Below are 13,118 nucleotides of genomic sequence, written 5' to 3'. Positions count from 1 at the left end.
CATGACTCTGCGTCTCAATGAACTGAGCCCGGCACCGGGCGCCCGCACCGAGCGCACCCGCGTCGGTCGCGGTATCGGCTCGGGCCTGGGCAAGACTGCCGGCCGCGGCCACAAGGGTTCGTTCGCCCGTAAGGGTGGCGGCAAGATCAAGGCTGGCTTCGAAGGCGGCCAGACCCCCATGCAGCGTCGTCTGCCGAAGATCGGCTTCCGTTCGCCGATCGCCAAGGACACCGCTGAAGTGCTGCTGTACGCGCTGGACAAGCTGCCGGCCGGCGAGATCGACTTCGCCGCCCTGCGTGCTGCCAAGCTGGTCCCGAGCACCGCAAAGAAGGCCAAGGTCGTCGTCAAGGGCGAAGTGACCAAGGCGTTCACCCTGAAGGGTATTGCTGCCACGGCTGGTGCCAAGGCCGCGATCGAAGCTGCCGGCGGCAGCGTGACGGAGTAAGAAAATCATGGCGCAAGCTGGCATCGGTAACCTCGCGGGCGGAATGGGCAAGTTCACTGAACTTCGCCAACGTTTGCTGTTCGTCGTCGGGGCTTTGATCGTCTATCGCATCGGCTGCTACGTGCCGGTGCCGGGCGTCAATCCCGATGCCATGCTTGCCATGATGCAACAGCAGGGCGGCGGCATCGTGGACATGTTCAACATGTTCTCGGGCGGCGCCCTGCACCGTTTCAGCATCTTCGCGCTGAACGTGATGCCGTACATCTCGGCATCGATCGTGATGCAGCTGGCCGTGCACATCTTCCCCGCCCTGAAGGCGATGCAGAAGGAAGGTGAGTCCGGCCGCCGCAAGATCACCCAGTATTCGCGCATCGGCGCCGTGCTGCTGGCAGTGGTGCAGGGCGGCTCGATCGCACTGGCCCTGCAGGGCCAGGTCTCGCCGTCGGGCGCTCCGGTCGTGTACGCGCCGGGCATGGGCTTCGTGCTCACCGCCGTGGTCGCGCTGACCGCCGGCACCATGTTCCTGATGTGGGTCGGTGAGCAGGTCACCGAGCGCGGCATCGGCAACGGCGTGTCGCTGATCATCTTCGCCGGTATCGTGGCCGGCCTGCCGGGTGCGGTCATCCACACCTTCGACGCCTACCGCGACGGCAACATCCAGTTCATCCAGCTGCTGCTGATCGCCATCGTCGTGCTCGCCTTCACCTTCTTCGTGGTGTTCGTCGAGCGTGGCCAGCGCCGGATCACGGTCAACTACGCGCGCCGCCAGGGCGGTCGCAACGCGTACATGAACCAGACCTCGTTCCTGCCGCTGAAGCTCAACATGGCCGGCGTCATCCCGGCGATCTTCGCCTCGAGCCTGCTGGCCTTCCCGGCCACCCTGGCCATGTGGTCCGGCCAGGCCGCCAACCAGAGCAGCTTCGGCCAGATCCTGCAGAAGGTCGCCAACGCGCTCGGCCCGGGCGAGCCGCTGCACATGATCGTGTTCGCTGCGCTGATCACCGGTTTCGCGTTCTTCTATACCGCGCTGGTGTTCAACTCGCAGGAAACCGCCGACAACCTGAAGAAGTCGGGCGCGCTGATCCCGGGCATCCGTCCGGGCAAGGCCACCGCCGACTACATCGACGGCGTGCTGACCCGCCTGACCGCAGCCGGCTCGGCGTACCTGGTGATCGTCTGCCTGCTGCCGGAACTGATGCGCACGCAGCTGAACGCCTCGTTCTACTTCGGCGGTACTTCGCTGCTGATCGTGGTGGTGGTGGTGATGGACTTCATCGCCCAGGTGCAGGCGCACCTGATGTCGCACCAGTACGAGAGCCTGCTGAAGAAGGCCAACCTGAAGGGCGGCAGCCGCGGCGGTTTTGCCCGCGGCTGATAGGCCTGTTATACTTTCGTCTTCCTGACGTGATGGTCCCTCCGCTTCGCGGACTCCGGCCACACAAACGAAGGGCGGCCCCCGCAGCGGTTCCGGGTGGGGGTGTGGTGAGGTGGTCCCGCGCTGGAGTAGCGCGGGCGGCCCCGGGGGAAACCCCAGGTCCAACCCCATCCGGCGCCGGAGCCTGGGCACACTCCCCAGGCCGGGTTCATGAAACCAATGGTTTCACGGGCTTCCATGTAAACCGGAACCTTGTTAGTATCGCTAGTTCACTTTTTTGATCCATCCTGCCGGATTGGCGTGCCCGAGGCGCGCTGTCGGCCATCACTCAGCTGGAGAACCGCGTCATGGCGCGTATTGCAGGCGTCAACCTGCCAGCCCAGAAGCACGTCTGGGTCGGGTTGCAAAGCATTTACGGCATCGGCCGTACCCGTTCGAAGAAGGTCTGCGAAGTCGCAGGCGTTGCTTCGACCACCAAGATCCGCGATCTGTCGGAGCCGGAAATCGAGCGCCTGCGCGCCGAAGTCGGCAAGTACATCGTGGAAGGCGATCTGCGCCGTGAAATCGGTATCGCGATCAAGCGCCTGATGGACCTGGGCTGCTACCGCGGCCTGCGTCACCGTCGTGGCCTCCCGCTGCGTGGCCAGCGCACCCGTACCAACGCCCGCACCCGCAAGGGTCCGCGCAAGGCGATCAAGAAGTAAGGGACTGAGAAATGGCTAAGCCCGCTGCTAAGACCAAGAAGAAGATCAAGCGCGTCGTCACCGACGGCGTTGCCCACGTCCACGCTTCGTTCAACAACACCATCGTCACCATCACCGACCGCCAGGGCAACGCTCTGTCGTGGGCGACCTCCGGTGGCGCTGGCTTCCGCGGTTCGCGCAAGTCGACCCCGTTCGCTGCCCAGGTGGCTGCTGAAAAGGCCGGTCGTGCTGCGCTGGACTACGGCGTGAAGTCGCTGGAAGTCCGCATCAAGGGCCCGGGTCCGGGCCGTGAGTCGGCCGTGCGTTCGTTGAACAACGTCGGCTACAAGATCACCAACATCATCGACGTGACGCCTATCCCGCACAACGGGTGCCGTCCGCCGAAGAAGCGTCGCGTCTAAAGGGAGCGATAAGAAATGGCTCGTTATATCGGTCCTACCTGTAAGCTCGCCCGTCGCGAAGGCGCCGACCTGTCCCTGAAGAGCCCGGCGCGTGCGCTGGACTCGAAGTGCAAGCTGGAGCAGAAGCCCGGCCAGCACGGCGCCACTGCCCGCAAGGGCAAGCTGTCCGACTACGCCACCCAGCTGCGTGAAAAGCAGAAGGTCAAGCGTATCTACGGCCTGCTGGAGCGTCAGTTCCGCAACTACTACAAGAAGGCCTCGACCAAGAAGGGCAACACCGGCGAGAACCTGCTGCAGCTGCTGGAAACCCGCCTGGACAACGTCGTCTACCGCATGGGCTTCGCCGTGACCCGTCCGGCTGCCCGTCAGCTGGTGTCGCACCGGGGCGTCACCGTGAATGGCAAGTCGGTCAACCTGGCTTCGTACCAGGTCAAGGCTGGCGACGCCATCGCTCTGTCTGAAAAGGCTGCCAAGCAGCTGCGCGTCCAGGAAGCCCTGACCGTCGCCGCCCAGCATGACCTGAGCCCGTCGTGGGTTGAAGTGGATTCCGGCAAGTTCACCGGCATCTTCAAGGCTGTTCCGGATCGTTCGGATCTGCCTGCGGACATCAACGAAGCGCTGATCGTCGAGCTGTATTCGAAGTAATTCATCATTGGAGAGCCCCCGGCGACGGCCGGGGGTTCACTAGGAGAACCCGCAACATGACGGTTACCGCCAACCAGGTTCTGCGTCCTCGCGGTCCGCAGATCGAACGCCTTACCGACACCCGTGCAAAGGTCGTTATCGAACCTTTGGAGCGGGGTTACGGGCATACGCTGGGCAATGCCCTGCGTCGCGTGCTGCTGTCGTCCATCCCGGGCTTCGCCATCACGGAAGTCGAAATCGACGGCGTGTTGCATGAGTACACCACGGTCGAAGGTCTGCAGGAGGACGTGCTCGAAGTCCTGCTGAACCTGAAGGACGTGGCCATCCGTATGCACTCCGGCGACAGCGCCACCCTGTCCCTGTCCAAGCAGGGCCCGGGCGTTGTCACCGCTGCCGACATCAAGGTCGACCACAATGTGGAGATCCTGAACGGCGACCATGTGATCTGCCACCTGACCAAGGACACGGCAGTGAACATGCGTCTGAAGATCGAACGTGGTTTCGGCTACCAGCCGGCTGCCGCGCGTCGTCGTCCGGACGAAGAAACCCGTGCCATCGGCCGCCTGGTCCTGGATGCCTCGTTCTCGCCGGTCCGCCGCGTCGCCTATGCCGTGGAAGCGGCCCGCGTCGAACAGCGTACCGACCTGGACAAGCTGGTCATCGATATTGAGACCAACGGCACCATCGACGCCGAGGAAGCCGTGCGCACCGCCGCCGACATCCTCAGCGACCAGCTGTCGGTGTTCGGCGACTTCACCCACCGCGACCGCGGTGCGGCCAAGCCGGCCAACAACGGCGTGGATCCGGTGCTGCTGCGCCCGATCGACGATCTGGAGCTGACCGTGCGTTCGGCCAACTGCCTGAAGGCTGAAAGCATCTACTACATCGGCGATCTGATCCAGAAGACCGAAGTGGAGCTGCTGAAGACCCCGAACCTGGGCAAGAAGTCGCTCACCGAGATCAAGGAAGTGCTGGCTCAGCGCGGCCTGTCCCTCGGCATGAAGCTGGAGAACTGGCCGCCGGCCGGCGTCGCCAGCCACGGCATGCTGGGCTGATATCGGTAATGCCTGGAGGCTCCACCGGCAACGGTGGAGCCTTCAACGCAACACAACATGCCACGACGAACCGCAGGTTCGCGCGGCAGGTCGTCCAGGACGGGCGGCCAGGACCATCCGCAGTCCGCGCAGCAACGCCAGGATGGCGACAACGATCCGCACAGCCTCATCATTAACCAAGGAATATCACCATGCGTCACCAGAAGTCTGGCCGTAAGTTCAGCCGTACCAGCGCCCACCGCGAAGCGATGTTCAAGAACATGGCCGCCTCGCTGTTCAAGCACGAGCTGATCAAGACCACCCTGCCGAAGGCCAAGGAACTGCGCCGCGTTGCCGAGCCGCTGATCACCCTGGCCAAGGTCGACTCCGTCGCCAACCGCCGTCTGGCCTTCGCCCGCCTGCGCGACAACGAAGCCGTGGGCAACCTGTTCACCATCCTGGGCCCGCGCTACGCGAACCGTCCGGGCGGCTACCTGCGCCTGCTGAAGTGCGGCTTCCGCGCCGGCGACAACGCACCGATGGCCTACGTCGAGCTGGTTGACCGTCCGGTCGTGGCCGAGGAAGTGGCCGAGTAATCGGACCGCTCCAACGCGACACAGCGAAAGCCCGGCCTCTGCCGGGCTTTTGCGTTTCCGGGCTTGCCGGACGCTACACGGCGAGCCGCGCAAGCCACACCGTTCCGACAGGCGTCACCTGTGGCGGTTCGAATGGCGCGCACTGTCGGTTACGCTTGACGCCTGATCCATTCGAGCGTTGACGATGAATCCACTGCGCTGGCCCTTCCGCGCCCAGTTCTTCCTGGGCTTCCTGATCTGTGCGGGCCTGCTGGGCTACGCGATCTTCCTGCAGTTGAAGATGGGCCTGGAGCCGTGCCCGCTGTGCATCTTCCAGCGCCTGGCATTCGCCGCGCTCGGCCTGCTGTTCCTGATCGGCGCGCTGCACGGGCCGTCCAACCGACCTGGCCGCGCGACCTATGGCGTACTGGCCTTCATCGCCGCCGCGGTGGGTGTCGGCATCGCCGCGCGCCACGTCTACGTGCAGATGCTGCCGCCGGAGATGGGCGCGACCTGCGGCCCACCGCTGAGCTTCCTGCGCGAGACCATGGGGCCACTGGAAGTGTTCCGCACGGTGCTGACCGGTACCGGCAACTGCGGCAACATCGACTGGACGTTCCTGGGCCTGACCATGCCAATGTGGTCGGGGGTGTGGTTCGTGCTGCTGGCGCTGTGGGCGCTGCTGGTGTCGCTGCGCAAGGTCAAGCGCTGAAGCAAGGTAGTGCCGGCCGCTGGCCGGCAACCATCATGAGCGATGGCGGGTGTCCCGTAGTTGCCGGCCAGCGGCCGGCACTACCACGGTAAGTCTTCAGAAGTCCTGCTGCAGGCTCAGGTAGGCGCCGCGGCGCGGGCCCCACTGTGGGGCGAACACGCCGACACCGCCGCCATCGCGCAGCTGGTAGCTGCGATCCAGTGCGTTTATCAGCGCCAGCTGCACATGCAGCGGATGGCCGCTGTCGGCGTTGAAGTCGTGGCCTGCGCTGAGATTGACCTGCAGGTACGACGGCAGCTCGCCGCCATTGGGCACGCCCTCGATGTCCGAACGCAGGCCGCTGCCGAACACGTAGTTGGCACCGATCCGGTTGTGGCCCGCGAAGGCGTAGCTGAAGCCGCCCGACGACGTCAGCTTCTGGTCGTGATCCAGGTGGATCCAGTGGTTGGCCACGTAGGCCAGGGCTTCCGGGTCCAGGTTGTACTGCCCGGTGATGACGTCGGTACCGATGGCCTTGTTCAGGGCGGCATTGAGGTAGGCGCTGAACGGGCCGTTGCTGTAGTCGGCACTGAATTCCAGGCCGCGGATGTGGCCGCGGCGATAGTTGAACGTCGAATAGATGTAGGCGGCGCCGAACTGGCCTTCATCCTGCAGCCGCGCAACGCGGCGGTCATACGCATCCAGGCCCAGTGTGAGGTGTTCACCCAGCTGCTGCGAGACGCCGATGTCGTAGTAGTCGCTGCGTTCGGCCAGCGGAATGTTGTTGCCGCCGCTGGGCTGCTGGTTGGTGGTGCCGTCGTAGAGGGCGATGTCGCTGCTGGCGATCAGCTCGCTGGCCGGTGGCGTGAAGTAGCGCGAGTAGCCGGCGTGCACGGTGGTGCTGTCGCTGGCATTCCAGACCACGCCCACGCGCGGGCTGAGCTGGCCTTCGGTGCGCCCAAAGGCCTTGTAACGGTCACCGCGCAGGCCGTAGTTGACGGTCCAGTCGTCGCCGATCTTCCATTCGTCCTGCACGTACAGCGCCAGGGTGCTGGCGTGGAAGGCGCTGCGATCGGGAATCAGCAGCGGCGTGGTGCTGGACTGCTGGCCGGCGTCGTCGACCGGGAACACCCAGCTGTTGTTGCTGGCCCGCGCGTTCTCGTAGTTGCCGTACAGGCCGTAGCGCAGCGTGTGGTCGTTGCCCAGCGGCGTGGAGAAGTCGGCCTGCAGGGTATTGGCGCGGTTGCTGCGCTGGACCTGTGAAGCGACGCCACTGAACACCAGGTCGCCGACCACGTCCGGGTTGAATCCCACATCGCTGTAACGCTGCCCGGCCGAAAGCTGGTAAGCGGTGCTGCCCAGCGTGCCCTGCAGCACCAGCATGCCGAAGCGGGTGGTCTCGCGCTGGGTCTCATCCAGCTGGCTGGAGTCGAAGGTGGTGGTGTCGAGATAGCCGAACTGCGTTGTCTGGCCCGGATTGACCGGGATCTGGAAGCGGTTGTTGGCGAAGCCGGCGAATACGCTCAGGCGGGTGTTGTCGTTGACCAGATAGGTCAGGTCGGCGAAGGCCTTGCCCTGGTGGGTGTCGTCGTGCAGCGGTTTGCGCGAGGGGGTCGGATTTTCCAGGCCGACCTCGTTCTGGTCGTAGTTGCCGGTCAGGAACCAGCTCCAACGGCCCTGGTTGCCCCACCATGAGGCATTCGGATTGAGCTTGCCGAACGAGCCGGCAGTGAGGCCCGCGCTGCCACCAATGCCAAGTTCGGCGCCATTGCGCGTAGTGATGTCGACCACCGCAGCGGTGCGCTCGCCGAACTGCGCCGGCAGAGCGCCATCCATCAGGCGGATGCTCTTGATGGTGCGTGCATCCAGGGTCTGGCCAAAGCCGGAGATCGATTCGGGCAGCAGCACGCCGTTGATGCGGTACTGCAGGTTGGCGTGGTCGCCGCGCACATGCACGCCGCCGTACGAATCCTGGACCACGCCCGGCGCCTGCAGCAGCACCTGGCTGAGTGGCGCAGACGCACCCAGCGGCTGCTTCTGGATGTCCTCGGCCGTGATCTGGTACTGGCTGCTGCCGATGTCCGGCGACAGCATGTTGCGGGCCTGGTCGAGCTGGGCGTGGACGGTCACAGCGTCCAGGTCCTTGACCGGCGCGGAGGTGTCGTCGGCAGCTGCGGCGAAGGCGGGCAGGCTGGCCAGAGCCAGGGCGAGGGTGATGCCGGTAGCGAGCAGGGAGGGCTTCATGGCGATGGGCTGTGGAAGGGGCCGGTCGGGGAATGTGGGGTGTTACTTCGTAACAGTGCGTGGCGAATCATGCGCCTGCCGGGACGGCCATGGCCATGCGGTTTGTGGCCGATCGCGATGCCCTTTCCCCGGCGTTCAGCCATGTGCAGACCACGCCCGGCCCTTTGCGACAGCGGTTGGCTCTGCGACCATGAACGTCCCCCACCTCCGGAAGTCTGCAATGAGCCTGTCCGCCGTTTCGCCTGTCCCCGATCCTGCCGCGACCGCCGCTGGCGCTGCCTGGTCGCCGGAGAGCTGGCGTGGCAAGACCGCGCTGCAGATGCCGACCTACCCGGACCCGGTGGCGCTGGATGCGGCCCTGCATGAGCTGAAGCGGCTGCCGCCGCTGGTCACCTCGTGGGAGATCCTGGCGTTGAAGCAGCAGCTGGCCGAGGCGCAGGAGGGCAAGCGCTTCCTGCTGCAGGGCGGTGACTGCGCGGAGAATTTCAGCGACTGCGAATCGGGCACCATTTCCAACCGGTTGAAGGTGCTGCTGCAGATGAGCCTGGTGCTGGTGCACGGCCTGCGCCAACCGGTGATCCGCGTTGGGCGCTTTGCCGGCCAGTACGCCAAGCCGCGTTCGGCCGATACCGAAACCCGCGATGGCGTGACCCTGCCCAGCTACCGTGGTGACGTGATCAATGCGCCGGCGTTCACCGAAGCGGCGCGCCTGCCCGACCCGAAGCGGATGCTGCAGGCCCACGCGCATTCGGCGATGACGATGAACTTCGTGCGTGCGCTGATCGATGGCGGCTTCGCCGACCTGCATCACCCCGAGTACTGGAACCTGGAGTGGGTAAGCCACTCGCCGCTGGCCGCCGAGTACCAGAAGATGGTGGCCTCGATCGGCGATGCGGTGCACTTCATGGAGACCCTGGCCGGGGCCCGCGTGCACAACCTCAATCGCATCGATTTCTACACCTCGCACGAAGCGCTGCTGCTGCCCTACGAACAGGCGCTGACGCGGCAGGTGCCGCGTCAGCAGGGCTGGTTGAACCTGAGCACGCATTACCCGTGGATCGGCATGCGCACCGCTGCGCTCAATGGCGCGCACGTGGAGTACCTGCGCGGCGTGCGCAACCCGATCGCAATCAAGGTCGGCCCGTCGGTGACGCCGGACCAGCTGCTGCGCCTGATCGATGTGCTCAACCCGCATGATGAACCTGGCCGCCTGAGCTTCATCCATCGCATGGGTGCGGCGCAGATTGCCGAGAAGCTGCCGCCGCTGCTGGATGCGGTCAAGCGTGATGGTCGCCGTGTGCTGTGGGTATGCGATGCGATGCATGGCAATACCGAGAGCACTGCCAATGGTTTCAAGACCCGTCGTTTCGACAATGTGCGCGGCGAGGTTGAGATGTCGTTCGACCTGCATGCGGCCGCGGGCACGCGCCTGGGCGGCGTGCATCTGGAGCTGACCGGCGAGGATGTCACCGAGTGCACCGGTGGCGCGCGCGAGTTGACCGAGCGCGATCTGGAGCGTGCGTATCGTTCGACGGTGGACCCGCGGTTGAACTACGAGCAGTCGCTGGAGATCGCGATGGCGATCGTGCGCAAGCAGGAGCAGGTGCGGTAAGGGTTTTTCGGCAGGGCTTGCAGCCCTGCACCTGCTGCAATCAACGGCAACGTCAAAAGCTGCAGCGGCATTCCGTGGGATGGCGGGGCGGTGTGGATGGTCAGGACACGCCGTAAACCCATCCATGGGGGCTCGATGGCGCCATCCATGGCGCCAACGGTCCTGCCCACCCACACCGCCCCGCCTCTGACAGATCCCTGCGATCTGTCGGTGGGTGCCGACCGTTGGTCGGCACATCTGTCAGATAGCGATACACACAAATGGGGTCAGATCTGTTCCAGCAGATCGCGGGAAACTGTCGAAGGCGGGGTGGGTCCGGTTGCGGGAGTGTCCGCGGCATGGATGCCGCGGACACTCCCGCAACCGGACCCTTCCCGCCATCCCTCGGAATGCACGTTTTTGCTGTTGCTGTTGAGGTTGCCGGCCAGCGGCCGGCACTACCGCAGGTGCAGGGCTGCAAGCCCTGCCGATCAACACCCTCCTTACGAACGACTGACGTGACGCTCATGCGCCATGCGCGAGGCTGTCCGCTTGCTGTTCGAGTGGAGGTGGCGACCGTGCACTGGGAAAGCGCACAGGCCTATGCATGGCCGTTGGGGGCGGCGGTGCTGGTGGGGGGCATCGGCGCGTGGTTGATCCTGTGGATCTACCACCGGTTGAAAGGGCGCGATCGGCGGCGTGCGCGCATCGGTCGCGTGCTCGGGCTGCCGCTGGCCACCGCTTGGCCGCTGCTGCTGTTGATTCCCGCGCTGCAGGCGACGCCGCTGCAGGATCCGCTGCTGGGCAACCTGCAGCACGTGCTGCACATCGCGCTGACCGCGTGCTTCATCTGGTTGCTGGTACGGGCGGTGGCCGCCGGCGAGCGTGCGATCCTGCGCAGCCATCCCATCGATGTCTCCGACAACCTGGAAGCGCGCCGCATCCAGACCCAGACGCGGGTGCTCAGCCGCGTGCTGATGGGCGGCATCATCGTGCTGGGCGCATCGCTGGTGCTGCTCACGTTCCCGATGGTGCAGAAGATCGGCACTGCTTTGCTGGCATCGGCCGGCCTGATCGGTCTGGTCGCCGGTATCGCCGCCAAGCCGGTGTTCGGCAACCTGATTGCTGGCCTGCAGATCGCGGTGACGCAGCCGATCAGGCTGGACGACGTGGTGATCGTTGAAGGCGAATGGGGCCGCATCGAGGAGATCGGCAGCAGCTATGTGGTGGTACGCATCTGGGATGAGCGGCGGATGGTGGTGCCGCTGACCTGGTTCATCGAGAACCCGTTCCAGAATTGGACGCGACGCAGTGCCGACCTGCTTGGCACGGCCTTCCTGTGGCTGGACTACCGGGCGCCGATCGCAGCGATCCGCACCGAGCTGGAGCGGATCTGCCGCGGTGAAGCGCTGTGGGATGGCCGGGTCTGCGTGACCCAGGTGACCGAGACCAGCGAGCGTGCGATCCAGGTGCGGCTGCTGGTCAGCGCGCGCAGCTCCGGCGATGCCTTCGACCTGCGCTGCCTGGTGCGCGAACGCATGCTCGATTTCCTCGCGCGCGAACATCCGCAGTCGTTGCCGCAGGTGCGCGCACGCGTACAGCACGATGATGAGCTGGACATGCCACGAGTACCGCGTACGCGTACTGCAGATGTGCGTTCGCCGGGCGCGGAGGATGGCGAGGCGGCGATCGTGCCGGTGGAATCCCTGGACCGGTAGTGCCGGGCGCTGGCCGGCATCTGCGGGATGATGGGTTGCCGGCCAGCGGCCGGCACGACCGGATCACGGCTCGCCGGCGTCGATCAGCGCGTCGGTATCGAAGTGCGGTGGCCGCCGCGCGCGGGTGCGCTGTTCATAGGCGTAGGCCATCTCGATCAGCTTGGGCTCGCTCCAGGCGGTGCCCATGAACAGCAGGCCGACCGGCAGGCCGTCGATCTGGCCCATCGGCACGCTGAGGCTGGGATAGCCCGCCACGGCCGCGGCGCTGTAGCTCTCGCCCGGGAAGTCGTCGCCTTCGCTGCGGATCGGCCATGCCACACCGGTGGTCGGTGCCACCAGGGCATCGAGCTGCTGTGCGGCGAGGGCGGCATCGATGCCTTCCGGGCCGGCCAGCCGGCGCGCATCACTGCGTGCACGGATATAAGCCGGGTCGGCCAGCCCGGCGGTAGCATCGGCTTCCACCAGCAGCTCCTGGCCGAACAGGCCCAGCTCCTGCCTGGCGTGTGCCTGGTTGAAGGCGATCAGGTCGGCAAGGCTGCGCAGCGGCGCGTGGTGGGTGCTGAAGTAGCGCTCCAGCCCTGCCTTGAATTCGTACAGCAGCACGAGGCGTTCGGCCTCGGCCCAGGCGCCCTGGTTGGGCAGCTCCACCGGCACCACAACGGCACCGGCACGGCGTAGCTCTGCGGCGGCCTGGTCGATCAGCGGCGGCATGCCGCGGTACTTCAGCAGGGGCGTCTGCAGCAGGCCGATGCGCTTGCCGCGCAGGCCCTGCGGGTCCAGCCGCGCGGTGTAGTCATAGACCGCGCGGCCGGGCATGGTCGCAGTAGCCGGGTCGGCGTCGTCGCGGCCGGCGATCGCGGTCAGCACGGCCGCGGCATCGGCGACGCTGCGTGCCATCGGCCCGGCGGTGTCCTGGCTGAACGAGATCGGGATGATGCCGTCGCGGCTGACCAGTCCAACCGTCGGCTTCAGGCCGACCACGCCGTTGATCGCCGCCGGGCAGACGATGCTGCCGTCGGTCTCGGTGCCGATCGCCACGCTGGCCAGGTTGGCGGCCACGGCCACCGCACTGCCGCTGCTGGAGCCGCAGGGCGAGTGGCTGAGTCGATAGGGATTGCGGGTCTGGCCACCGCGCGCGCTCCAGCCCGAGATCGAGTCGTTGCCGCGGAAGTTGGCCCACTCGCTGAGATTGGTCTTGCCCAGCACCACCGCGCCGGCGTCGCGCAGCCGACGCACCAGGTAGGCGTCGTCCGGGCGGAAACCCTGCAGGGCCAGTGAGCCGGCACTGGTGGCCATCGGCGCGGCGTTGATGTTGTCCTTCAGCAGCAGCGGAATGCCATGCAGGGGCCCGCGCAGGCGGCCATCGCGGCGCTCGCGGTCGCGCGCTGCGGCTTCCTTCAGTGCATCCGGGTTGAGCTCGATCACCGCGCGCAGGCGCGGCCCGGTGCGGTCCAGGGCCGCAATGCGCTGCAGGTAGGCCTGGGTCAGGGTGGTGCTGTCCAGCTCACCGGCGGTCATCCGCGCCTGCAGATCGGCGACATCGGTTTCGGCGTACGGGAACGGCACGTTGCGGCTCGCGGGTTCGGCCGCATGCGCGCTGGACGTGGCCGGGCTGCAGCCAGCCGAAAGCAGCGCAGGCAGCGCGGCGAGCAGGCAGGTCAGCAGAGGCGGCAAGGACGGGCGCATGGGGCGGCT

General features: G+C 66.1%; 12 protein-coding genes. 10 read left to right on the top strand and 2 right to left on the bottom strand.

What is annotated here, in order from left to right; translation table 11 throughout:
* The first annotated feature begins 1 nt into the window (after position 1).
* From rplO to N5C18_RS20880, 8 genes are all read left to right on the top strand, one after another.
* A complete protein-coding gene (gene rplO, locus N5C18_RS20915; protein WP_004154498.1) occupies positions 2-445 on the top strand; it encodes a 50S ribosomal protein L15 in 444 nt (147 codons plus the stop codon).
* 7 nt (positions 446-452) lie between these two features.
* Positions 453-1,820: a preprotein translocase subunit SecY gene (gene secY / locus N5C18_RS20910; RefSeq protein ID WP_279945537.1), complete on the top strand. Its 1,368-nt coding sequence runs from the start codon at positions 453-455 to the stop codon at positions 1,818-1,820.
* Positions 1,821-2,167: 347 nt separating this feature from the next.
* Complete coding sequence (rpsM, locus tag N5C18_RS20905) at positions 2,168-2,524, top strand: 30S ribosomal protein S13 (RefSeq protein ID WP_004154500.1); 357 nt, start codon at positions 2,168-2,170, stop codon at positions 2,522-2,524.
* A gap of 11 nt (positions 2,525-2,535) precedes the next feature.
* Positions 2,536-2,925, top strand: coding sequence for a 30S ribosomal protein S11 (gene rpsK, locus N5C18_RS20900; RefSeq protein ID WP_004145443.1), 390 nt, complete (start codon positions 2,536-2,538; stop codon positions 2,923-2,925).
* Positions 2,926-2,940: 15 nt separating this feature from the next.
* Entirely contained in the window at positions 2,941-3,570 is a 630-nt protein-coding gene (gene rpsD, locus N5C18_RS20895) for a 30S ribosomal protein S4 (RefSeq protein WP_004145446.1), read from the top strand.
* Positions 3,571-3,626: 56 nt separating this feature from the next.
* The gene (gene rpoA / locus N5C18_RS20890) at positions 3,627-4,625 is read left to right on the top strand and encodes a DNA-directed RNA polymerase subunit alpha (protein ID WP_004145453.1); all 999 of its coding nucleotides are present in this window, start codon (positions 3,627-3,629) and stop codon (positions 4,623-4,625) included.
* 191 nt (positions 4,626-4,816) lie between these two features.
* Positions 4,817-5,200 (top strand): 50S ribosomal protein L17, encoded by a 384-nt coding sequence (gene rplQ, locus N5C18_RS20885; protein WP_005408217.1) that lies wholly within the window; start codon positions 4,817-4,819, stop codon positions 5,198-5,200.
* 184 nt (positions 5,201-5,384) lie between these two features.
* A complete protein-coding gene (locus N5C18_RS20880) occupies positions 5,385-5,891 on the top strand; it encodes a disulfide bond formation protein B (protein WP_004154504.1) in 507 nt (168 codons plus the stop codon).
* A gap of 96 nt (positions 5,892-5,987) precedes the next feature.
* On the opposite strand, the gene N5C18_RS20875 is transcribed toward N5C18_RS20880, so the two are convergent.
* Positions 5,988-8,114 carry a TonB-dependent receptor gene (locus N5C18_RS20875; protein ID WP_053511494.1) on the bottom strand — a complete coding sequence of 709 codons (2,127 nt, stop codon included), beginning with the start codon at positions 8,112-8,114 and terminating at the stop codon, positions 5,988-5,990.
* A 220-nt stretch (positions 8,115-8,334) separates the two neighbouring features.
* Between N5C18_RS20875 and N5C18_RS20870 the strand changes: the two genes are divergently transcribed.
* A complete protein-coding gene (locus tag N5C18_RS20870; RefSeq protein WP_279945535.1) occupies positions 8,335-9,726 on the top strand; it encodes a 3-deoxy-7-phosphoheptulonate synthase class II in 1,392 nt (463 codons plus the stop codon).
* Between the two features lie 557 nt (positions 9,727-10,283).
* Positions 10,284-11,423, top strand: a complete 1,140-nt coding sequence (locus tag N5C18_RS20865) for a mechanosensitive ion channel family protein (RefSeq protein WP_279945534.1) — start codon at positions 10,284-10,286, stop codon at positions 11,421-11,423.
* Positions 11,424-11,486: 63 nt separating this feature from the next.
* On the opposite strand, the gene N5C18_RS20860 is transcribed toward N5C18_RS20865, so the two are convergent.
* A complete protein-coding gene (locus N5C18_RS20860; RefSeq protein ID WP_053448884.1) occupies positions 11,487-13,109 on the bottom strand; it encodes an amidase in 1,623 nt (540 codons plus the stop codon).
* Positions 13,110-13,118 lie beyond the last annotated feature (9 nt).

It is taken from the genome of Stenotrophomonas sp. GD03930, assembly GCF_029839665.1.
GTDB lineage: Bacteria > Pseudomonadota > Gammaproteobacteria > Xanthomonadales > Xanthomonadaceae > Stenotrophomonas > Stenotrophomonas forensis.
This window is presented reverse-complemented; position numbering and strand designations above follow the sequence as displayed.

Bases quoted from the DNA above. Each gene is read 5' to 3' on its own strand.
- rplO (WP_004154498.1), top strand. From the start codon at position 2: ATGACTCTGCGTCTCAATGAACTGAGCCCGGCACCGGGCGCCCGCACC.
- secY (WP_279945537.1), top strand. From the start codon at position 453: ATGGCGCAAGCTGGCATCGGTAACCTCGCGGGCGGAATGGGCAAGTTC.
- rpsM (WP_004154500.1), top strand. From the start codon at position 2,168: ATGGCGCGTATTGCAGGCGTCAACCTGCCAGCCCAGAAGCACGTCTGG.
- rpsK (WP_004145443.1), top strand. From the start codon at position 2,536: ATGGCTAAGCCCGCTGCTAAGACCAAGAAGAAGATCAAGCGCGTCGTC.
- rpsD (WP_004145446.1), top strand. From the start codon at position 2,941: ATGGCTCGTTATATCGGTCCTACCTGTAAGCTCGCCCGTCGCGAAGGC.
- rpoA (WP_004145453.1), top strand. From the start codon at position 3,627: ATGACGGTTACCGCCAACCAGGTTCTGCGTCCTCGCGGTCCGCAGATC.
- rplQ (WP_005408217.1), top strand. From the start codon at position 4,817: ATGCGTCACCAGAAGTCTGGCCGTAAGTTCAGCCGTACCAGCGCCCAC.
- N5C18_RS20880 (WP_004154504.1), top strand. From the start codon at position 5,385: ATGAATCCACTGCGCTGGCCCTTCCGCGCCCAGTTCTTCCTGGGCTTC.
- N5C18_RS20875 (WP_053511494.1), bottom strand. From the start codon at position 8,114: ATGAAGCCCTCCCTGCTCGCTACCGGCATCACCCTCGCCCTGGCTCTG.
- N5C18_RS20870 (WP_279945535.1), top strand. From the start codon at position 8,335: ATGAGCCTGTCCGCCGTTTCGCCTGTCCCCGATCCTGCCGCGACCGCC.
- N5C18_RS20860 (WP_053448884.1), bottom strand. From the start codon at position 13,109: ATGCGCCCGTCCTTGCCGCCTCTGCTGACCTGCCTGCTCGCCGCGCTG.